Here is a 22428-nt window from a genome sequence, read left to right as displayed (position 1 = left end):
AAGCGAGATACTATGAAAAAGTCCCCTATCTTCATGACCATTTGCCTAGCTGGTGCTGGCTTAGGCTCAACTCTTGCTAACGCAGATACAATCGAAGTGATTAGCTCAGGCGGTTTTTATTCATCTATGGAAAAACTCATTCCATTATTTGAAAAACAAACTGGTCACACGGTTCACCTTTCGTCTGGTTCATCAATGGGTGCATCACCAACTGCAATTCCAAATCGACTCGATCGTGGTGAACGTTTTGATGTCGTTGTGTTAGCTGCACCTGAACTCAACAAGCTCGCAGAAAAGGGTTATGTAGACCCAAATTCACAAAGTGCTTTAGTAAATTCAAGCATTGGCATGGCTGTGCCTAAAGGTGCACCAAAGCCAGATATTAGTTCTGCAGAAAAATTTGAAAAAGTTTTATTAAATGCCAAGCACATCGGCTATTCAGCAAGTGCGAGCGGTACACATCTTGAAAAAGATGTTTTCCCAAGCTTCCCACCTATCGAGTACAAAGTAATTTCGAGTAAAGCAGAAAAAGTGGTAGGCGACCGCGTTGCAAAACGTATTGCCGAAGGCCAGTTTGATATTGGTTTCCAGCAAATTAGTGAAATCAAACCTTTTACTGGCAAATATGGTCAAGTTGAATTAGTCGGCCCAATTCCTGCGCCTTATCAAAAAGTGACGGTATTTGCGGCAGGCATTGGTAAAAATTCGGAACATGCAAAAGTCGCAAAAGAGTTAATTAAATTTGTGAAATCGTCACAAGCAACACAAATTATTGAAGAACAGGGTCTTGAGCAGGTTAAAGAATAAAAGCTCTAAAAGGCAACGTCTTGAGGTGATGTTGCCTTTTCTCTTTTAGTGGTTTACTCAAAGCAATAGAACAAAAACTATAGCAATAAACCAGTGTAGAATTAATCCATAAAGGTTAATGTAGTATTTGCCGTGGAACTTAAACAATTAAAGTATTTTATTGCAGTGATCGAGTCAGGAAGCTTGGGGAAAGCTGCAAAAAATCTCGATATTGGAACTTCTGCATTAAGCCAGCAAATCTCAAAATTAGAAAGCGAGCTTTCTATTCGCCTTTTACAACGTACCGCTTTGGGTACGGTTCCCACCCCTGCGGGTTTAGCTTTTTTTCAACAAGTGCAGCTGGCGCTTAGGCACTTAGACCATGCTGTAGACTCTGCGCATTCCTCACGTTTAAGTGGTCACGTCACCGTCGGTTTTTCACCGAGTGTTGCAGCTGTTATTGGCACAAACTTTTTAAAACTCATGAGAAATCGTTATCCCGATATTAAAGTCCGTTTAATTGAAGGGTTATCGGGTGACCTCAAAGCCTTGGTAAATGCAAGGCAGCTCGATGTTGCCATCATCTTTAGTGACGATGTCGACCCACAGTGGGCCATACAGCCTTTAGTCAAAGAACAGATGTTTTTAATCTCGCCTAAAGAAGTGTTGAGTCAGTACCACCTTGAAAGCTGTATCGATACTCAGACCATTACTCATTCGCAGCTTAAAGAACTTCCCCTGATTTTACCGAGTCAACGACATGGGCTGCGCTTGTTGCTCGAACAGAAAATTCATCAGCTTAAAGTGGCCTATGAAATTGATGGGCTGCATTTGTTAATGGAAAGCATTAGCCAACTCGAAATGGCAACCATCCAACCTGCGGGTGCATCGTTAAACTCACGGCAAGACCTATGTTTACTGCGCATTGTAGAACCTGCAATTGAACGCATTAACTATTTAATTAGCCTCTCTGAAGAAGAAATCTCACCTGCTACTTTAGCCACCAAAGTAGTGATTCGCGCCTGTGTAAGCAACTTGATTAATGAAAAGCGCTGGCCCGGTGCGGAACTCATAAATACTTAAGCGCTTAGTGTTTATTTTTACTAAACACCCATTCAAGCTTAGCCTCTCACTTCACCTTTCCTTTTAAAGCTACATTAGCCCTAGCTGAGAAAGGGAGAAATCCATGCATGATGTGATTGTAATTGGTGGTGGGAATGCCGCACTGTGTGCCGCGCTCACGGCAAAAGAGAGTGGCGCTTCTGTGCTTGTGCTAGAAGCAGCACCTAAAGAATGGCGTGGTGGTAACTCACAACACACTCGTAACCTTCGCTGCATGCATGATGCTCCTCAAGATGTATTGGTCGATGCCTATCCCGAAGAAGAATATTGGCAAGACCTACTTAAAGTGACTGCGGGCAAAACCAATGAGCACTTAGCCCGTCTGGTCATTCGTAGCACGGCGACTTGTCGTGACTGGATGCGTAAACATGGGGTGAATTTTCAGCCGCCGCTATCGGGTGCTTTGCATGTTGCACGTACCAATGCGTTTTTTATGGGTGGTGGTAAAGCCCTCATTAATGCGTATTACCGTAGTGCCCAAGAACTTGGCATCGAAATTTTATACAACACAAAAATTAAAGATCTAAAGTTAAACCAAGGACATTTTGAAGCTGCAATTGCTGAAGATGGCCGTGTGTTTAAAGCCAAAAGCTGTGTATTGGCCGCAGGTGGTTTTGAGTCAAATTTGGAATGGTTAAGAGAAGCATGGGGACAAAATGAAAATGGCGAATGGCCTGCCGATAACTTCATTATTCGTGGTACCCGCTTTAATCAAGGCAATTTGCTTAAATTTATGATAGATCAAGGCGCCGATATTATTGGTGACCCATCACAATCGCATTGCGTCGCTGTAGACGCAAGAGCACCGTTATATGACGGTGGTATTTGTACTCGTATTGACTGCGTTTCCTTGGGAATTGTGGTCAATAACAAAGCTGAACGTTTTTATGATGAAGGCGAAGACTTCTGGCCAAAACGTTATGCGATTTGGGGCCGTCTTGTTGCCAAACAGCCACAGCAAATTGCTTATTCGATTATTGATTCAAAAGCGATTGGTCGCTTTATGCCACCTGTATTTGCTGGCGTAAAAGCAAATAGCATTCATGAGTTAGCCGAAAAAATCGGGCTAGATGTCAAAACCTTATGCCATACCGTAGAAGAATTTAATCAAGCCTGTGTGCAAGGCACCTTTAACCATACTGTTTTAGATGACTGCACCACCGAAAATATTGTTCCCAACAAAACCCACTGGGCCGTTCCTCTCGACCAGCCACCCTTCTATGCCTATGCCCTTAAGCCCGGCATTACCTTTACCTATTTAGGCTTAAAAGTAGAAGACGATGCTGCTGTGCGTTTTAACAATAAGCCAAGCAGCAACCTGTTTGTCGCAGGTGAAATGATGGCAGGTAACGTACTTGGTCAGGGTTATACCGCAGGCGTTGGTATGTCAATCGGAACGACGTTTGGACGCATCGCCGGAAAAAATGCAGCCCACTATGCACTTTCACAAGGAGTTGAACATGAATGCTAATAGCAAAGCCCTAATTCCAGTTGTTCAGCTCTCTGACCATGAGCAAGAAGTTCAAAGAGCCCTACAGATTTGTAATGCTTGTCGCTACTGTGAGTCATTTTGCGCTGTTTTTGCGGCCATGACCAAACGTCTTGAGTTTAATCAAGCCGATATTCATTACCTCGCAAACCTGTGCCATAACTGTGGTGCGTGTTTACACGCTTGCCAATATGCCCCACCGCATGAGTTTGGAGTAAACATTCCTAAAGCGATGGCACAAGTACGTTTAGAAACTTACCAAGAATTTGCGACCCCTCAGCCTTTAGGTCGACTTTATAAATCTGTGGGTATTCCTTTTGTCTCGGTGTTAACACTTATTTTCTTTTTTTGCATGTTAGCCGTAGTGTGGTACAAAGGCACCGACCTGTTTGCAGGCTATCAAGGTAATTTCTATGCGATTTTCCCGCATAACTTTTTAGCACTATTGTTTGGAGCGACCTTTACAGTTGCGATTGTTTTGCTCGGCATCGGGATTAGTAAATTCTGGCGACAAACCTCAAAAGTCATTCATGGCAAAGTTGAAAAACCAGACCTAGTTCAAGCCACCCAAAATGTATTAACACTTAAATATTTAGATGGTGGACATGGCAAAGGCTGTAATGAGCAAGATGACCGTTACACACAAATCCGCCGAGTGTTCCATCACCTGACTTTTTATGGCTTTATGCTCTGCTTTGCAGCTACAGGTGTAGCGACTTTATATCATTATTTTCTTGACCTACATGCACCTTATCCTTACCTAAGCTTGCCTGTGATTTTAGGAACTCTGGGTGGAATTGGCTTAGTGATTGGACCATCCGGTTTGCTCTATTTAAATCTTAAACGCCATCCGTTGCATGGTGACCGTGAGCAAAAACCTGTAGATCGAGGCTTTATTTTCCTTCTACTTATCGTTAGCGCTTCAGGGTTAGCACTCATGGCATTTCGTAATACCCCTTACATGGCACTTTTACTGATTTTCCATTTAGCTACGGTCATGACATTCTTTATTACCATGCCATTTGGAAAGTTCGCACATGGTTTTTACCGCAGCGCTTCTTTACTCAAATTTGCCATCGAAGAACGTATTTCTAAGAAGTCATAATTTCATTCAAAAGTATTCACTATCTTGGCGTAGTGAATACTTTTATTATTTTTAAGCTCAAAACACTTCATGCCATCCCTACTTTTTACTGTTTAAAATTCCCAAGCCATACATTGGCCACTTCGTACTCGCTTTAATATTATTAATGAGCATCGCCACTAAAACTAAAGACACTGCACCAACCAAAACAGGGAAAATTAAGAAACTCCACTCATAATGTATGCTGCTTGCGGTGAGTAAAATAACCAAAGGATTGGCCCCAGCAGGTGGATGAACGCATTTAAAAACTTGCATGAGCGCAATGGCACAACCCACTGAAAAAGCAATTGTAAAAATGGAAACACCGACAAATTTTAGAAAAAACAAACCCACAAAAGCCGAAATAAGATGCCCAAATATGATATTTCTCGGCTGTGCCAAAGGTGACTGCGATACGGTATAGAGCAATACACAGGTTGCACCAAACGGCGCCATGATAAAGATATTGTGTGTGAGCTTACTCAACCACAACAGTATAAAAATACTGAGTGTCCCCCCAACAAGGCTTCTTAAGACATCAACTTTAGTGGGCGACGGAGCCAGTTTTTCTTTGCCATAAAAGATCGAGAACATGGTTTTATTCCTTAAACAGACATTGCTTTTTAAAAAGCATATAGATAAAATTTCAAATAGTACAGATCTGTACTATTTTATTTTTTGGAAAAGTTTTATGTCAAAATCTGCCTTAAAAATATTAGATACAGCCGAGAAGTTATTTAATGAAAATAGTTTTGGCGGGGTTGGCGTTGACTTGATTCGTGATGAATCTGGCTGCTCTAAAACCACCATGTACACGTACTATAAAAATAAAAATCAACTGGTTAAGTCTGTGCTCGTTGCACGTGATGAGCGATTCAAGCAAAGCCTTTTGGGCTATGTAGGAGATACAACAGGGTTAGAGGCCATAAATAAAATTCTGGATTGGCACACCAATTGGTTTAGACAAGATTTTTTTAAAGGCTGTTTATTTGTAAGAGCAGTCGCTGAATCTAACCAAGATGATCAAGACATTATTTCTATTTCTAAAGCCCATAAACAATGGATTAAAGTGTTGATTGCGCAAAACTGCAATATACCCAATGGTGAAGCTTTATCTGAGCTGATCTATACGGTGATTGAAGGGCTAATTAGCCGCTTTTTAGTCGATGGTTTCGATGAAATACTTGCGACAAACATGAAAAACTCTATTAATCAATTATTTAATATTCATAAACATTAGCATGAGAACTTAAAATGGAAGTGGACCATATTTTTATTTGTGTACAATCAGGCGCTCCCGAAGCTGAAACTTTAAAAAAATTCGGTCTAACAGAAGGTTCATCCAACAAGCATCCGGGTCAAGGTACAGAAAACAGACGCTTTTTCTTTAAAAATAGCTTTATCGAATTAATCTTTTTAAATAACCCAGAAGAAGCCTCAAGCGATCTCACCAAACCAACTCTGCTTTTTGAACGACTCAGTGCTCAAGATAATATCGCATCCCCTTTTGGTATTTGTTTTCGCCCTAAAAATAAAGATGATAACGGCGCAAAATTTCCTCATTGGGTGTACAAGCCAAGCTATTTACCAGCCAGCTTAGAAGTAAATGTTGCCAAGGATGCTGTGGTATCTGAACCGATGTGGTTCTTCCTTTCATTTGCTTCACGACCAGACCTTGCTGCAAAAGAAAAACAACAACCACTTGTGCATAGCAAAGATTTATCAGAAATCACCGCGATCAAAGTTTCTATTCCAAACCTCGAACAGCACCCTACTTCGTTACTGTTCAACGCGCTCGATCATTTTGAAGTGACAGATGGATCAGAGCATTTAATGGAAATCAGTTTTGATCATGAGCCTCAAGGAATGATTCATGATTTTAGACCAGAACTACCGCTTATTTTTAAATATTAAGGCTCTTATTTTCCAATAAAAAAAAACTGTGATTTACTTCAAATCACAGTTTTCATTAAAATTAAATAACATTAAAAACCACAATAGCTTAAGCAATTTTCCCATCAATAATGCCCTTCTCTTTTAATGCAGCAAGCTCCTCTGCTGTTTTAAATCTCGATAAGATTTGAGCGGTATGTTCACCTAGTTCTGGTGGTGCATGATGATATTCAACGGGAGTATCAGACAACTTCATGGGTGAACCAATCGTTTGAAAGTTTTTATTTAAACGATGAGGAATGTTCACCACCAAATTACGATGCACAATTTGTGGTTCAACTAAGGCATCTTCAATAGAGTTGATGACACCTACGGGAACTTTTAAAGCATGAATCATGTCGACCCATTCTTTAGCAGTTTTTTGCAAAAAGTGCTCCGACAATAAAGGAATCAGTTCATTTCGATGTTTTACGCGGTCCTGATTACGCACAAATTTTTCATTTTCGAGTAACTCTGAATAACCAATCGCAATACACAAATCTTTAAACTGTTTGTCGTTACCGCAAGCAATAATAAATTCTTTATCCCTAGCCTTAAAAGTTTGATACGGCACAATACTTGGGTGTTGATTACCCATGCGCTGTGGGGCTTTACCTGAGGCTAAATAGTTCATTCCCTGATTTGCCAGTGCCGCGACCTGTACATCAAGTAAGGACATATCAATATACTGACCGCGCCCCGTGTGTGAGCGTGCAATCAATGCGGCCTGAATGGCAATGGTGGAATATAGACCAGTTTGAATATCTACCACAGCCACTCCAACTTTTTGTGCACCACCGCCTGCCACATCATCAGGCTCGCCAGTAATGCTCATTAAGCCAGACATACCCTGAATAATAAAATCATAACCGGGTTCTTCTGCACGTGGGCCATCTTGCCCAAAACCGGTAATCGAGCAATAAATAATATTTGGGTTTAGCTCACTTAAGGAAGCATAGTCCAAACCATATTTAGCCAAAGATCCTGTCTTATAATTTTCAATCACGACATCGGCAGTCTTGGCAATTTCATAAATTAAGGCCTGACCTTCGGGTGTGGTTATGTCTACCGCAACCGAATATTTATTACGGTTGGTACACTGGAAATAACCAGACTCACGGGTCATGTTTCCATCTTGATCGGGCATCCATGGTGGACCCCACATACGGGTATCATCACCTACTCGAGGACGTTCAATTTTAATCACTTCTGCGCCAAGGTCTGCCAAGATTTGCCCACACCACGGCCCAGCAAGCACACGACTTAAATCTAAAACCCGAATTCCTTGTAATGCACCCATAACGATACCCTTATCCTTTTAGAAGGTACTCAACGCACCTTCTTGTCATTGTTTATGATTGTCTTTGTGGATCGTACTGACGATCTTTAATAAATAGACCCGGCAATACACCCGCAACAAAATACGCAGCACCCATCACAATAAAGGCCATGGTAAACGTACCGCCCGACGCTAAGAATCCAATCGTGGCTGGTGCAATCGCTGCCCCAACACGACCAATGTTATAAGCACCGCCAATGGCTGTTCCGCGCACATCGGTTGAAAAACTTTCAGCCATATAAGTCGCGTTCACACCGTATGGAATGCCATATAAGAAGCCAAAAGTGATTAATAAATACAAAATATTGTCAGGGGTATTGAAGAAAATAATGATTGGCAAGAACACAGCGCTGGCAATTGTTCCAAACACAAAAACAGCACGACGGTTAAATTTGTCAGCAAGATAACCTGCTAAAATTTTGCCTAAAATCATTGCAGTGTATGAACCCACCATATAACTGGTTAAGTTTTTAAAGTTCATATGCACTTCTGTTTCTAAATAACTTGGCATCCAGTTGTTAATGCCGTAATAACCAAACTGTAAGAAGAATGCTGTGGTCATCCACAACAGAAACATTTTACGGTGCTTAAAATTATTAAAGATTTGTTTGTAGATACTGCTACTTTTCGGCTTTTCAGCCACCACTTTTTCTTTAGGTTGTCTATTGCCTTGCAAGCTTTCAATTTTGGTGAGCTGCCAAGATTTTGGCTCTGGCACAAATCGTTGTAGGAAAATATTAACAAAAGCAGGTACTACAGTCAGGAAAAATAAAACACGCCAGCCATGATCTGGAATAATTGCGCCAGCTAATAGCGTCGCAGCAATATAACCTACGGTCTGACCAGTCTGTAATGTACCCAATACCGTTGTACGGTAAGTGGTCGGCACATATTCAGCCATTAAGGTATTACAGGCCATATAGAGTGCTCCGATTCCCAAAGCACCAATAAAACGTAAAGCCATAAATTGCTCGAAGCTTTGCGTAAAGCCTAATAAACAGGTCGCTACCGAAAAAAAGTCACCGAGTTAGCAATGGTTCTTACACGACCAAACTTGTCACATGCCCAGCCACCCAAAATACCGCCAATACCCATACCTGCCAAAGAAGCACTGCCTAATGCACCAGCCTGAAAGGTACTTAAACCAAACTCTGCCTTTAAGCTGGTCAAGCTATAAGACAGCAGCATAATATCAATGCCATCGACCACCATTGCAAAATAGGCAAATAACAACGCCCATTTCCATGTATGAGGTCCAATCCTTTCGTATGTCCCAAGGTTACTTGGAAATGTATTTCTTAATTCTTTCGATATTACTTGAACGTCATTGTTCATCTTTAGTTCCTCATTTTCCCAAATGAGTCATCGGTAGCTTACTTATGTTTTCTGTATGACTTAATCTTCTATACTTTTCATCAACTTACTTTCAAATTTAAGTACACAGAGGTACATCTTCACATGAGTATCCTTACGATGAATCTTGTCATTTTCCATAAATTTTTGCGTAAAAATCCCTAAAGGTGCTCCCGAAAGAACATCTCTATCTTTTAAAAATTAATGAGTTAGTTACTAAATGCGGCTATGCCTGTTTGTGCACGACCTAGAATTAAGGCATGAACGTCATGTGTGCCTTCATAGGTATTTACGACTTCAAGGTTAACCAAATGACGTGCTACGCCAAACTCGTCACTAATACCATTTCCACCCATCATGTCACGCGCCATACGAGCAATATCAAGCGCCTTTCCACAGTTATTACGCTTAATTAGAGATGTGCCTTCAACTGATGCAATGCCTTCATCTTTCATACGGCCAAAACGTAAAGCTACTTGCAAGCCTAATGCAATTTCAGTTTGCATATCTGCCAGTTTCTTTTGAATTAACTGATTTGCAGCCAATGGACGGCCAAATTGTTTGCGGTCCATGGTGTATTGATGTGCGGTATGCCAGCAGAACTCGGCAGCACCCATTGCGCCCCATGCAATACCATAACGGGCACTGTTCAAACAGGTAAATGGGCCTTTTAAACCTCGAATTTCAGGGAATGCATTTTCTTCAGGTACAAATACGTTATCCATTACAATTTCACCTGTAATCGATGCACGTAAACCAACCTTGCCATGAATGGCAGGTGCAGATAGACCTTCCCAGCCCTTTTCTAAAATAAAGCCGCGAATATCACCCACGTTACCTTCAGCAGAAACTTCTTTTGCCCAAACGACAAATACATCGGCAATTGGACTATTGGTAATCCACATTTTGGCGCCAGTCAAACGATAACCACCGTCAACTTTTTTAGCACGGGTAATCATACTGCCCGGGTCTGAGCCATGATCAGGTTCGGTCAAACCGAAACAACCAATGTATTCACCCGTAGCTAGTTTAGGTAAGTACTTCTGCTTTTGCTCTTCAGTACCAAACTCATGAATCGGAACCATGACCAATGAGCTTTGCACGCTCGCCATAGAGCGGTAACCCGAATCGACATATTCAATTTCACGTGCAACCAAACCGTAACTCACATAGTTCAAACCCGCGCCGCCATATTGCTCAGGAATGGTTGGACCCAGTAAGCCGAGCTCTCCCATTTCACGGAAAATAGATGGATCTGTTGTTTCATGACGAAATTGTTCAAGTACACGTGGTTGCAAACGTTCTTGGCAATAGGCATGAGCTGCATCACGAATCATGCGCTCATCTTCGGTAAGCTGTTGCTCAATTAAAAATGGGTCTTGCCAGTTAAATTGAACTTTTGCTTTTTTTGTTGTCACCATGTGATTCATCGCATCCTCTGCTTGATTTGATCTTCTTTATTTAACTCGATGTTATGCGTGAAAAATGCAGTAATCAAACGATAAATGTTCATGCAGATATGCGACTTACGCATATTTAAAATAAGATGCATTAAATTTAGATATTTAATTCGTTGTATTTCATTAAAAATGGCTTATTTTTATACTAAACTCTGCTCTCTGCATTTAGGTCATATGCTGTTTTGAAATATGACGACAAATAAAAGGATTTATTTATGCGAAGAAGTATCCCATCCATTCAGGGTCTAATTTGCTTTGAAAGTGCAGCAAAACATCTAAGTTATACCTATGCTGCCCAAGAGTTATGTATTACCCAAAGTGCAGTCTCGCGCCAAATTCAGCAGTTAGAAGATTTCTTGGGCGTTGAACTCTTTATACGTACTCGGCATGGTGTTGAACTCACCATTGCAGGTCAGCAGTATTTTAAAAGCATTAAACCTTACTTGTTAGGACTAGAGAAATGTACAGCCGATGTGATTTCTCATAAAGGTTTAGGTGGCACACTAAAGTTAGGTGTAGTACCTACCTTTGCAACGCGCTGGTTGTTACCCAAGCTCCATCTTTTAAATCAAAAACACCCTGAAATTACGGTTCACTTAGAAACCAGTACCAAGCCCTTTTTATTTAATGACAATATTTTTGACGCTGCTATTTTTGCAGGTACGCAGCAGCAAATTGATCACTGGCCCGGCATACAAGCACATTATTTAATGGATGAAGAAATTGTACCCGTGTGCTCGCCGAGACTCATCGAAAAGTATTTTCCAGATGCAGTCATGATCAATGAAAATACCTATGATTTAAGCTCTGAAGATTTACTGAAAATCCCCCTACTTCAACAAACCACTCGGCCTAGCATTTGGCAAGAATGGTTTCTGACCCATCACATGCAGCACCCGAAACCTTTTGATGGACAACGCCATGAGTTATTTTCGATGCTTGCCGTTGCTGCCAGTCATGACATGGGAATGGCTCTAATTCCACAAATGTTGATTGAGTCTGAACTACAAAAAAAGGAACTGGTGATTGTTTCTAATAAAAAACTAAAAGGTAGCCGAAAATACTATCTCATTCACTCAAGCCAAGACATCTCACCGACTATTCAAAAATTTGTTGAATGGATTTACCAAGAACTAGAACTACTAAAGAGTAATTCAAATTAGCTGAGCCACTTTGTGCGATCTATACGCATAAAAAAAGATTGTGATTGATAAGATCACAACCTTTTAGTTAAGCATAAATGACTTTGGAATTAATGACTCATTAATTGAATATCTGAACCGCTACGTTTAGGGTCAATCAAAATTTTGGCATGCTGTTCAGGATCACGTAATGCTTCAAATGCATTAGTAACACCTTCTAAGCCAACAACACCGGTAATGAGCGGTGAACAGTTCACTTTACCTTCTGCAATCATGTGTAGCGCATCTCGGAACTCAAGCGGTGTATAGCCCAACACAAACTGAATTTCTAGCTCTTTATTAATCGCAAGTGCGGGTTCTATTTTGTCACTTTGCATGCACACGCCCACCCCAACAATTCGGGAAAACAAAGGTGCACCTTCAATAATTTGCTGCAAAACACCCGGTACACCCACACATTCAAAAATAACAGGACGTTTTGGCAGAGCACCTAACTTATCAATCATGCGCCATCCATGCCACCACGGTAAGCGTGTCGCTTGCAACTTATCAAATAGTCCCATGCCCATATTAATTGCGTCAGAAACATTGCCAAGCAAACCAAACTCTTTCCAGTTGGCAAATGGCGATGTCTCTTTAGGGTCTACCACAATATCCGCACCACATTGCTCGGCAAGCTTACGGCGGTTTGGTGAAAAGTCACTGGCAACTACAGTTTTAACCCCAGCCGCTTTAAGCATTAATATGACACCTAACCCGACAGGACCACAGCCAATCACAATTGCAGGTTCACCAGTTTTCACACGGCTACGGCGAACAGCATGCAATGCAACCGCCATAGGTTCAGTCATGGCAGCACTATCGGCATCTAGACCGTTGGGTACTTCAAACATCAAGCTCGATTGAGCCAATACTTGCTCGGCATAGCCACCCGAAGCATTTGGAGAAAGCCCTGTAGATAAATAACCATGCTGATCTACATTTAAAAGAGGCATTGCGCAAACAAGTGTATCGGCTTTAAATTTATGACGTGTTTTTGGACCATAATCCAAAACCTTGCCACAGAACTCATGTCCTAGTACAAACGGGTCTGTAGACTTCGCTAAACCATTAAACCCTACACGTGCAGCTAAATCATGCATGTGGTCGCAGTGATGCTGCATATGCAAATCAGAGCCACAGATCCCACATCGCACCACTTCCAATAAAACCTGTCCTTTAGCAGGGGTTAATTTTGGTTGGTCCACCACTTGTAGTTTTGCTTGATGACAAAGTACCGACTTCATTTGAGTGCTTCCTATTTCTTCTTTTTCATTTACTTGCCAGAAATAGATTTCTACAGATAAATTAATCGCTTTATCAGTTTGGTCTTTAGCAAGCCTTTATTCATATTTACAAGTAAAAGCCAAAAATACCAATGACCATTCTTCAGCCAATCCACTCTTGAAGAGTCAACAAAAAATAGGCTCAGCGAAATTAAAAACAATAAAAATCTTGGTGCTCGTATCTTACACAGACTGCGTTGTCTTCTTAGGCCAGAACAATGTCATCAAAATTAAAACTAATACAAATATAGTAAGTTCAAAAAACTCAACTCAACGCTTTTCACAAAAACATAGCAAATCCAAACTTTTATCAGCGCAACTAAACAGGCATGATGAATTGATGCAAACAGAAAAGAAGAAATTTATGATTACAAAAACGCTTCCGCTTACAGATATACACCGCCATCTTGATGGCAACATCCGCATTCAAACTATTTTAGACTTGGGGCAACAATACCATTTAGATTTACCTGCCTACGACATTGAATCTTTACGCCCGCATGTACAAGTAATGGATAACCAACCTGACTTATTAAGTTTTTTATCTAAGCTCGATTGGGGCGTAAAAGTATTAGCAAGTTTAGATGCCTGCAAACGTATTGCTTTTGAAAATATGCAGGATGCAGCACAGCAAGGCCTAGACTATGTAGAACTGCGTTTTTCACCAGGTTATATGGGCATGACACATCAACTCTCCCTTGAGGGAGTTGTTGAAGCTGTGATTGCTGGAGTAAAAGAAGGTAGTCAAGCTTACGGAGTAAAAGCGAATTTAATCGGCATTATGAGTCGTACTTTTGGTCAAGAAGCCTGCGAAAAAGAATTAAATGCCCTACTTGCCCATAAAAATGATATTAAAGCGTTGGATCTCGCTGGAGATGAGCTTGGTTTTCCGGGCAATTTATTTATTGACCACTTCAAAAAAGCACGTAATGCAGGTTGGCACATTACCGTACATGCAGGCGAAGCTGCTGGTCCCGAAAGTATTTGGCAAGCCATTGAAGAATTAGGTGCTGAACGAATTGGACATGGTGTTAAAGCAGTTCAAGATTTAAAACTTTTAGATTATTTGGCTAAACATGAGATTGGTATTGAATCTTGCCTGACTTCGAACATTCAAACCAACACAGTGCCTTCTTTAGCAGAACACCCATTAAAGACTTTTTTAGAACATGGTGTGCTTGCCACCATTAATACAGATGACCCAGCAGTTGAAGGCATTGAGATACAGCATGAATATTTAACTGCTGCCCCACTAGCAGGTTTAAGCCCTGAGCAAATTTATACAGCTCAAGAAAATGGACTTAAAATCGCATTTTTATCAGATCAAGAAAAAGATGAGTTAAGGCAGAAATATCAATAACAGAGAACAGAGAACAGAGAACAGAGAACAGAGAACAGAGAACAGAGAACAGAGAACAGAGAACAGAGCTTATATAAAGAAGTTCAAAGATTGGAGTATGTATGAATTAAAATTTCGAACTAGAAAACAAAAAAATTCCTTCTATCTGTAAGACTAGAAGAAATGATTTTAATATTTGGGATATTTTTAAAGCTTGAACGCTTTTAAATATGGTCGGAGCAGTAGGATTCGAACCTACGACCCCCTGGTCCCAAACCAGGTGCACTACCAGGCTGTGCTATGCTCCGAAATTGGGGTGAATGACGGGATTCGAACCCGCGACAACTGGAATCACAATCCAGGGCTCTACCAACTGAGCTACATCCACCATCAAATAAGTTCTATGTACCAAGCTACCAAATGGCGCGCCTGACAGGATTCGAACCTGTGACCATCCGCTTAGAAGGCGGATGCTCTATCCAACTGAGCTACAGGCGCTTAACCGATGATGCTTATCATGCGATACTTCGCCGATCTTAAAATATTATTTTAAGTGGTCGGAGCAGTAGGATTCGAACCTACGACCCCCTGGTCCCAAACCAGGTGCACTACCAGGCTGTGCTATGCTCCGATCTATCTCAGCTTTTGCTGTATCGCACATCGTGCGGTACGGTGTGCATTCTAGGCGCGACGCCCTCAGACGTCAACACCTATTCTCAAAAAAAGTTAAAAATCCTTATCAAATGTATATTTAACAAGCATTTTGAGGTTTTTTAACGTTTTAACGATGCACTAAAGGCTAACATTCGATCTAAAGGCATTTTGGCACGTTCAGCAAGCGCTGGATCGACGTGTATTTCCTGATCACCTTTTTGTAAAACTTCTAAAATTCCGTCAAGTTCATTCATTGCCATCCACGGACAGTGCGCACATGAACGACAAGTTGCTCCCTCACCCGCTGTTGGCGCTTCAACTAAAATCTTATTGGGTACTGCTTGCTGCATTTTGTAGAAAATACCGCGGTCTGTTGCCACAATGAGTCTTTCGTTTGGCAAAGTCTGCGCAGCTTTAATGAGTTGAGACGTACTACCTACCGCGTCTGCAATTTCTACAACCGACTCTGGTGACTCAGGATGTACCAATACAGCAGCGTCTGGGTACAGTGCTTTCATGTTGGCAATACCACGTGCACGGAATTCTTCATGCACAATACATGCGCCATCCCAAAGCAACATATCTGCACCTGTTTTCTTTTGAATATAGCGCCCTAAGTGCTGATCTGGTGCCCAAATAATTTTTTCACCTAAGCTGTCTAGATGCTCAACAATTTCGACCGCACAGCTTGATGTCACGACCCAATCTGCACGTGCTTTAACAGCAGCCGATGTGTTGGCATAAACAACTACAGTGTGGTCAGGGTGCTGATCACAAAATGCCGTGAACTCATCAACTGGGCAACCCAAGTCGAGTGAGCAGGTTGCTTCAAGTGTCGGCATTAAAATTGTTTTTTCAGGAGACAGGATTTTTGCTGTTTCTCCCATAAACTTAACACCAGCCACAACCAGTGTAGAGGCTGCATGATCTCGTCCAAAACGGGCCATTTCTAAAGAGTCAGAAACGCATCCACCTGTTTTTTCGGCAAGTTCTTGTACTTCAGGGTCGCAATAGTAATGAGCAACAAGGACAGCATCACGTTTTTTGAGCTCTGCTTCGATCTGCGCAAACTTTTGTTGTTTTGCTTCTTCACTTAAGCGATTGTCTTTTGGCTCACCTAAACGGTCTAAATGCGCTTGTACAATGTTTTTTGCATCGTTGGCAATTAAAGTCGCATCACTCATAAAACGTCTTCTCTATCCTTCATGCTGGCATACCTGCTCGCATATAACGTTACTGCTTAAATGATTTACGGATTGAATCATTTAATATCAAAAGATGGGGCTAATAAAAAAGCCTCTTTGTCGAGGCTTGATTATAACTGATATTTAAGAACGGTAATCAGCATTAATTTTGACATAGTCGTAAGATAAGTCACAGGTATATACCGTGTCTTTGGCCTGACCACGTCCTAAATCAACACGAATGGTAATTTCGGTTTGTGCCATAACGCGCGCACCCGCTTCTTCGGTATAGTCCTCAGCTGCGCCACCGTCTTTACAGATTTGTACATCGTCTAACCACACTTGAATTTTAGACACGTCTAGGTCTTTAACGCCTGCATAGCCAATCGCAGCTAAAATACGTCCCCAGTTCGGGTCCGATGCAAAAAGTGCAGTTTTGACAAGTGGTGAATGCGCAATACTATAAGCAATGTCACAACATTCTTGAGTATTCGCGCCGCCTTCTACAGCAACAGTAATAAATTTCGTCGCACCTTCACCATCACGGACAATTAACTGTGCTAAACGATTCATTACACGAGCAAGAACTTCTAACACTTTAGCGTAGCGTACATCACTGTCCGATGTAATTTCAGCGCCACCCGCCTGACCTGTTGCTACGAAAATACAAGAGTCATTAGTCGAAGTATCGCCATCAATCGTAATACGGTTAAATGAATGCTCAACCGTGGTTTTTAGTAGCTTTTGTACTAAATCACGGCTAATAGGTGCATCTGTTGCCACGAAACTTAACATGGTTGCCATGTTCGGGCGAATCATTCCAGCGCCTTTACTAATACCTGTCATGGTATAAGTAATGCCATCAAGCTCAAATTGTTCAGATGCTCCTTTAGGCACAGTGTCTGTCGTCATAATGCCAGTTGCAGCATCATTCCAAGCCGCATCTTGTACGCTATTTAATGCAGGCTGAAGTCCAGCAAGTAAACGCTCCATTGGAAGCTGCTCGCCAATCACCCCCGTAGAAAACGGAAGTACTTCAGAGCTATTTACTCCAGCAAGCTCCGCTAACTTCGCACAAGTATCCTGAGCGTTTTTCAAACCCGTAGGTCCGGTTCCCGCATTGGCATTACCCGTATTAATCACTAAATAACGAGGATTACCTTCGGCAAGATGGGCTTTAGAGACATGAACAGGCGCTGCACAAAATGCATTTTGCGTAAATACACCAGCAACATTTGAGCCTTCTGCAAACTCAAAAATGACTAAATCTCGTCGGTTTTGGTAACGTACATATGCTTCTGTTGAGCCAATTTTTACACCTTTTACCACATGCATTTGTGGCATTGTTACGTCACCGACAGCCATTTTTAGAACATCCAAAGTTTGTTGAATAAGATCAATATTTCAAAAAAAGCGATGCAATAAAGCACCGACCTTATGAAATATCATTGTGAACAGCTTAGTAGAAAAGACTAAAAAAATCGAGCGCAAAAACGGCTCATTGTTGCTCTAGTTTTAATAAAATATCTTTCTTATCAAGCCCACCAGCAAAACCAACTAAAGCTCCACCCGCACCAATGACTCGGTGACAAGGTGCAACAATTGAAATCGGGTTTTTGCCATTTGCAGCGCCAACTGCTCTCACCGCTTTTTCATTGCCAATTTGAACAGCAATATCTTTATAGCTTCTTGTTTCACCATAAGGGATGGTCAGTAAAGCAGACCAGACCTGCTTTTGAAATGCAGTTCCTTCGAAATCTAACGACAATGTAAATTCACGGCGTTTGCCTTCAAAGTATTCTTGTAATTGTTGTTCCGTCTTTAATAAAACTGGATGCTCAAGTTGTTCGACCAGCTCGGCCAGTCGAACACGTTTTGGATTTTCATTGTCCCAGAGTATTGCCACCAAAGCATTTTCATTCGCAACTAGTTTTAATTGCCCAACAGGCGAATTGATATACTTATAAGACAGCAACATAGTTTTATTCTCTTAAGACGGCGATGAAATTTTCATTAAAACCAAACCTGACACAATTAATACAGCGGCAATCATTCGTATAGCTCCAATAGGTTCATGAAGAAAAAATATACCTACAAGAAATGACCCAATTGCGCCAATGCCTGTCCAAACCGTATAAGCAGTGCCAAGAGGTAAAGTTTTCATTGATATTGAAAGCAGAACTACACTCAAAATCATAAAAACTACGGTAATAACACTAGGGGTTAAACGTGTAAAACCTTCGGACATTTTCATAGAATATGCCCAAATGATTTCAAATACACCTGCTAAAATTAAAATAGCCCAAGCCATAACATTCACTAATTTTTATAGCGTCAGGTCGTCCCGACATGATGTCCCATTATGGGGGAGGTCGTTCCTCCTTTATGTGAGGACTCAGTTTACTTTAAAATAAAAAATGAAGGCAAACCCTGACACAGGCTTGCCTCTATCAGAAAATATTATTCATTTTTTAACTGTAAAATTTTTCGTGCACCATTTAAAACAAACAAAACAATAATCAATCCAATCATTAAATCAGGATAACGCGAACCTGTAATGGCAACCAATATTCCCGCGACAATGACACCCAAGTTGACGATGACATCATTTGCAGAAAAGATATAACTCGCCTTCATGTGTGCCCCGCTCTCCTTATGGTCTCTCATTAAATAAAGACAACTAATGTTGGCCGCAAGAGCTAATCCGCCAATTAAAATCATGAGAATTGAAACGGGTTCACTACCGTAAATAAAACGGCGAAGTACATCAACTAACACGATCATGGCTAACCCAAACTGCAACCACCCCGAAAGATGCGCAGCCTTTAATTGCGCATTTAGATTTTTACCCACCACAAATAAAGCAATGCCATAAATTGCAGCATCGGCAAACATATCGAGCGAATCGGCAATTAATCCTGTAGAGGAAGCAATGATGCCTGCCATTAACTCAATAACAAACATGACCCCATTAATCAGTAACAACCATTGTAAAACTTGTTTTTGTGCTGCATTCGTTGAAGTACTTGGTCGAACCTTTTTAGGTTTTTCAACAGGTTCATAATGTGGCTGTGTTTGTTGTAACTCGGCTCCTAATCCTAAACGCTGTAAACTTTGAGTAATCCTTTCAGCTTGAAGACTGTGATAAATCGCTAAATGGCGTGCAGGCAAATCAAAATGAAGTTCTTGAATATCGTCAGTGTAAGAGGCTAAAGCCATCCGCACCATTTGCTCTTCGGCTGCACAATCCATGCGGGGAATATGATAATAACTTACCCATTGACTCTTTTTAGTCACAGGTTCACTAGGTGTGAAACACTCCTGAGACGACATGCTTGAGCATTCGCAGTTAGAGCTATTTTTACTTAAATGTATTTGATTCTCTTGTTTTTCTAAAGCCATCTTTGCACCATAACTGACACAAAAAACAATGCCATTAGTATAAACCAATGGCATATGTTTAAGCTTACTTTTTGTTCGGCAATTAGAATTTTAGTGTTAACCCAGCTCCATAATACCAACCATGTTCGGAGTCGGTTCCAGTTTGCCAAGCAGTTTGTTTTAAACCTTTTTCATAGCCGTAACCAACATCAACAAATGGCATGACCTTTTTGTTGATTTCATAACGGGTTTGAAAGCCAACTTGTAAACTAGATAGCCCTGTTTTATTGGCATAGCGAGATTCATCTTGCAAAACGACATCTGCTTTTAAATAAGGTTTACCAATTAACTTTTGGGTAAAGAGCAAGTCCCTTTCTGTTTCTAAACTTAACTTCCATAGCTGGTCTTCACCTGCATAAAGATATGCATCGGTTTCAAAAAAGTAAGGCGCCATGCCATGTAAACCCACGACACCAGCCCAGCGATCTTGCTTTTCATCTTCCCGTTGCAAACGTTCGTAGTTTACACCGGCCTGTACATCCCAATAGTCAGCTACATTTCGACTATAAAGTACTGAACCGCCATAATTGGCATCTTCTGACTCTGCTTTTTCAACGTGGGCTTTAATGAACAATTTATTTTCATCCGTTCCCACCCAAGTTTCTAATTCAGAAGAAAAACTATCTTCTCCTTCTTCATTTTGAGTCCAGCCAGTATCAATTTTTGTTGCTTGATAGATCTGTCCGCCATGTTCACGTAAATGATCATGAGTTAAAGGCTCTTGAGCAAAAGTAAATACTGATATGCTTGAGAAAGCACCGTAATATATCATTTGAGAAAATAACTTAGTGATGCGCATGACTAGCTCCTTTCTCATTTTCAGATTGAACAGATGGTTGAGCTTGAGCAGGTTGTTGTCCATCATTCACTTGAGCAACAATCAACTTATTCATCATTCCCGCACTCATGTGGTAGAGCAAATGGCAATGAATCGCCCATTCGCCTAATGCATCGGCTGTCAATAACGCAGTAACGGTTTTTCCAGGTGGAACAATAAGAGTATGTTTATTTGGTAAGTTTTCAGCTTTTTGGCCATTTTCTAATTGCATGAACATGCCATGTAAATGCATTGGGTGAGCCATCATGCTGTCATTCACAAACTTCAAGCGAATACGTTCGCCATACTTAACTTGTAATGGCTCAGCTTCGCTAAATTTTTTGCCATTAATGGTCCAGATATAACGCTCCATGTTGCCACCTAAACGAATAACTAATTCACGTTCTGGTGCACGCGTGTCTGGCTGAGGTGTTAAAGATTGCAAATCACTATATTGCAGTGCTTTCATACCCTCTGGTGTTGAAGCATTTGCCCAGCCATAAACGGGTTCATCCTTTTTAGGCTTATTCTCAGATTGCGCAGGCATCTCATGATTCATATTCATCATAGCGTGGTCATGCTCGCTAGCTGACATTGCCTGCATATCATGCTTCATTTCAGGCATCGCTGACATGTCATGCTTCATTTGCATCATGGAATGATCATGTTCGCCAGATGCCATATTTTTCATGTCATGATCCATGTTCATCATTGTAGAATTATGATTAGCATGGCTCGCCTCTTTTTTCATTTCAGGCATAGCCGACATGTCATGTTGCGTGTTCATTTGATGGCCAACATGTTCATCACTTGCCCCATTGCCATGACTCATGCCCATATCATCCATAGTTAACAAAGCACGTGGACGCGGCTGCGGCATTTGAATTGGCCCTAAAGCTTGCGTATTTTCATTGTGCAAAGTCCCAATGGCAAAACCACTGCGGTCAATAGACTCTGCTTCAATCTGATAATTTGATTGCGTAGGTTCTACAATGACATCGTAGGTTTCGGCTGTACCGATACGAAACTCGTCAATTGCAACTGGCTTAACTGGCTGCCCGTCTGCACTCACAACAGTCATTTTCAAATTTGGAATTCTGACATCAAAAAATGACATCGCTGATGCATTAATAAATCGTAATCGCACCTTATCGCCAGTCTTAAAGTTAGCTATCCAGTTTTGCTGAGGTGTTTTGCCGTTGACTAAGAATGTATAGCCCGTCACATCAGACATATCGGTTTTTAACATCCGCATCTGATTCCACATCGAACGATCTTGCCAAGTTGCTTTTAAACCTTGCGTTTTAACTTGCTTCAAGACATCAGATACCGTTTCACGGCGGTTTTGATAATACTCAGCAGATTTCTTCAAATTCCTCATAATGCTATCGCTAGAAGAATTATGAAAATCTGAAAGCATCACCACATAATCACGATCCGTTTTTTCATGTGCAGCTACGGGTATTTTCCCTTTCGGGTAAATCACAAGTGGCCCATATAAACCATCTTGCTCTTGGCCTTTGCTATGGGCGTGATACCAATAAGTGCCGTTTTGTTTCACCTTAAAGCGGTAAACAAAATCTCCGTTTGGCGCAATTCCTTTGAAATTATTAAAACCAGGTACGCCATCCATTAACCCTGGCAGTAATAAGCCATGCCAGTGTAAAGACGTATCTTGATTCTTTAATTGGTTATGGACGTGAATAACAGCTTCATCCCCTTCCTCAAACTCGAGGAGTGGTGCTGTAAACTTTCCATTTACGGTAATTCGTTTAAGGGGTTTGCCCGTAACATTGACCTGTTGTTCATTAATATTAAGGTGATATTCCTTAATTGCTGCGAGTGACCATGGTGAAACCAATAGTCCAAATACAGCGACTAAGCTGCTAATTGTTTTATGAGACATTGCTGTGACCCTTTTT

General features: G+C 41.2%; 19 protein-coding genes, 4 tRNA genes and 1 pseudogene. 8 read left to right on the top strand and 16 right to left on the bottom strand.

Features of this window, described 5'->3' with window-relative positions; genetic code table 11:
• Positions 1-12: 12 nt before the first annotated feature.
• The 4 genes from ACTJJH_RS17040 to tcuB all read left to right on the top strand — a co-directional run bounded on the left by ACTJJH_RS17040 (position 13) and on the right by tcuB (position 4502).
• The gene (locus ACTJJH_RS17040) at positions 13-807 is read left to right on the top strand and encodes a substrate-binding domain-containing protein (RefSeq protein ID WP_368579262.1); all 795 of its coding nucleotides are present in this window, start codon (positions 13-15) and stop codon (positions 805-807) included.
• Positions 808-939: 132 nt separating this feature from the next.
• On the top strand, positions 940-1869 hold the full coding sequence (locus tag ACTJJH_RS17035) for a LysR family transcriptional regulator (RefSeq protein ID WP_440601495.1): 930 nt from the start codon (positions 940-942) through the stop codon (positions 1867-1869).
• 103 nt (positions 1870-1972) lie between these two features.
• Positions 1973-3379, top strand: coding sequence for an FAD-dependent tricarballylate dehydrogenase TcuA (gene tcuA, locus ACTJJH_RS17030; protein ID WP_032036853.1), 1407 nt, complete (start codon positions 1973-1975; stop codon positions 3377-3379).
• The gene (tcuB, locus tag ACTJJH_RS17025) at positions 3369-4502 is read left to right on the top strand and encodes a tricarballylate utilization 4Fe-4S protein TcuB (protein ID WP_086266006.1); all 1134 of its coding nucleotides are present in this window, start codon (positions 3369-3371) and stop codon (positions 4500-4502) included. Before tcuA ends, tcuB begins: the two co-directional genes overlap by 11 nt.
• A gap of 78 nt (positions 4503-4580) precedes the next feature.
• Here tcuB and ACTJJH_RS17020 read toward each other — a convergent pair whose 3' ends face one another.
• Entirely contained in the window at positions 4581-5114 is a 534-nt protein-coding gene (locus ACTJJH_RS17020) for an HPP family protein (RefSeq protein ID WP_005129579.1), read from the bottom strand.
• Positions 5115-5211: 97 nt separating this feature from the next.
• Between ACTJJH_RS17020 and ACTJJH_RS17015 the strand changes: the two genes are divergently transcribed.
• Together ACTJJH_RS17015 and ACTJJH_RS17010 are read left to right on the top strand one after the other, a co-directional pair.
• The gene (locus tag ACTJJH_RS17015) at positions 5212-5760 is read left to right on the top strand and encodes a TetR/AcrR family transcriptional regulator (protein WP_322977301.1); all 549 of its coding nucleotides are present in this window, start codon (positions 5212-5214) and stop codon (positions 5758-5760) included.
• 14 nt (positions 5761-5774) lie between these two features.
• A complete protein-coding gene (locus tag ACTJJH_RS17010; RefSeq protein ID WP_322977303.1) occupies positions 5775-6434 on the top strand; it encodes a VOC family protein in 660 nt (219 codons plus the stop codon).
• Positions 6435-6522: 88 nt separating this feature from the next.
• Here ACTJJH_RS17010 and ACTJJH_RS17005 read toward each other — a convergent pair whose 3' ends face one another.
• From ACTJJH_RS17005 to ACTJJH_RS16995, 3 genes and pseudogenes are all read right to left on the bottom strand, one after another.
• Entirely contained in the window at positions 6523-7752 is a 1230-nt protein-coding gene (locus ACTJJH_RS17005; RefSeq protein WP_440601494.1) for a CaiB/BaiF CoA transferase family protein, read from the bottom strand.
• Between the two features lie 52 nt (positions 7753-7804).
• Positions 7805-9126: pseudogene (locus ACTJJH_RS17000) on the bottom strand (MFS transporter).
• Positions 9127-9353: 227 nt separating this feature from the next.
• Positions 9354-10574 carry an acyl-CoA dehydrogenase gene (locus ACTJJH_RS16995; RefSeq protein WP_002055095.1) on the bottom strand — a complete coding sequence of 407 codons (1221 nt, stop codon included), beginning with the start codon at positions 10572-10574 and terminating at the stop codon, positions 9354-9356.
• Between the two features lie 245 nt (positions 10575-10819).
• Here ACTJJH_RS16995 and ACTJJH_RS16990 point away from each other — a divergent pair, with 245 nt between their 5' ends.
• Entirely contained in the window at positions 10820-11767 is a 948-nt protein-coding gene (locus ACTJJH_RS16990; protein ID WP_440601493.1) for a LysR substrate-binding domain-containing protein, read from the top strand.
• A gap of 89 nt (positions 11768-11856) precedes the next feature.
• On the opposite strand, the gene ACTJJH_RS16985 is transcribed toward ACTJJH_RS16990, so the two are convergent.
• Positions 11857-13032, bottom strand: a complete 1176-nt coding sequence (locus ACTJJH_RS16985; protein ID WP_033848162.1) for a zinc-binding dehydrogenase — start codon at positions 13030-13032, stop codon at positions 11857-11859.
• A 403-nt stretch (positions 13033-13435) separates the two neighbouring features.
• On the opposite strand from ACTJJH_RS16985, the gene add reads away from it, so the two are divergent.
• Positions 13436-14431 (top strand): adenosine deaminase, encoded by a 996-nt coding sequence (gene add / locus ACTJJH_RS16980; RefSeq protein WP_440601492.1) that lies wholly within the window; start codon positions 13436-13438, stop codon positions 14429-14431.
• Between the two features lie 210 nt (positions 14432-14641).
• Here the strand turns inward: add and ACTJJH_RS16975 are convergent.
• The 11 genes from ACTJJH_RS16975 to ACTJJH_RS16925 all read right to left on the bottom strand — a co-directional run bounded on the left by ACTJJH_RS16975 (position 14642) and on the right by ACTJJH_RS16925 (position 22412).
• Positions 14642-14718, bottom strand: a tRNA-Pro gene (locus ACTJJH_RS16975).
• A 4-nt stretch (positions 14719-14722) separates the two neighbouring features.
• A tRNA-His gene (locus ACTJJH_RS16970) sits at positions 14723-14798 on the bottom strand.
• Between the two features lie 33 nt (positions 14799-14831).
• A tRNA-Arg gene (locus ACTJJH_RS16965) sits at positions 14832-14908 on the bottom strand.
• Positions 14909-14964: 56 nt separating this feature from the next.
• A tRNA-Pro gene (locus ACTJJH_RS16960) sits at positions 14965-15041 on the bottom strand.
• A 142-nt stretch (positions 15042-15183) separates the two neighbouring features.
• Positions 15184-16248, bottom strand: a complete 1065-nt coding sequence (gene nadA / locus ACTJJH_RS16955; protein ID WP_002115913.1) for a quinolinate synthase NadA — start codon at positions 16246-16248, stop codon at positions 15184-15186.
• A gap of 144 nt (positions 16249-16392) precedes the next feature.
• A complete protein-coding gene (gene argJ / locus ACTJJH_RS16950; RefSeq protein ID WP_304595334.1) occupies positions 16393-17613 on the bottom strand; it encodes a bifunctional glutamate N-acetyltransferase/amino-acid acetyltransferase ArgJ in 1221 nt (406 codons plus the stop codon).
• Between the two features lie 133 nt (positions 17614-17746).
• Positions 17747-18226: a methylated-DNA--[protein]-cysteine S-methyltransferase gene (locus ACTJJH_RS16945; protein ID WP_005071208.1), complete on the bottom strand. Its 480-nt coding sequence runs from the start codon at positions 18224-18226 to the stop codon at positions 17747-17749.
• Between the two features lie 12 nt (positions 18227-18238).
• Positions 18239-18559, bottom strand: a complete 321-nt coding sequence (locus ACTJJH_RS16940; protein WP_044102872.1) for a DMT family transporter — start codon at positions 18557-18559, stop codon at positions 18239-18241.
• A 149-nt stretch (positions 18560-18708) separates the two neighbouring features.
• The gene (locus ACTJJH_RS16935; RefSeq protein ID WP_033848156.1) at positions 18709-19704 is read right to left on the bottom strand and encodes a cation transporter; all 996 of its coding nucleotides are present in this window, start codon (positions 19702-19704) and stop codon (positions 18709-18711) included.
• Between the two features lie 28 nt (positions 19705-19732).
• Positions 19733-20488, bottom strand: a complete 756-nt coding sequence (locus tag ACTJJH_RS16930) for a copper resistance protein B (protein WP_320124611.1) — start codon at positions 20486-20488, stop codon at positions 19733-19735.
• Positions 20475-22412, bottom strand: a complete 1938-nt coding sequence (locus ACTJJH_RS16925; RefSeq protein ID WP_320124612.1) for a copper resistance system multicopper oxidase — start codon at positions 22410-22412, stop codon at positions 20475-20477. The genes ACTJJH_RS16930 and ACTJJH_RS16925 overlap by 14 nt, the downstream gene beginning before the upstream one ends.
• Positions 22413-22428: the final 16 nt, after the last annotated feature.

The organism is Acinetobacter sp. 22301, assembly GCF_052045285.1.
GTDB lineage: Bacteria > Pseudomonadota > Gammaproteobacteria > Pseudomonadales > Moraxellaceae > Acinetobacter > Acinetobacter pittii.
The sequence above is the reverse complement of the archived record's forward strand: the minus strand, read 5'-3'. Positions and strand labels throughout refer to the sequence as shown.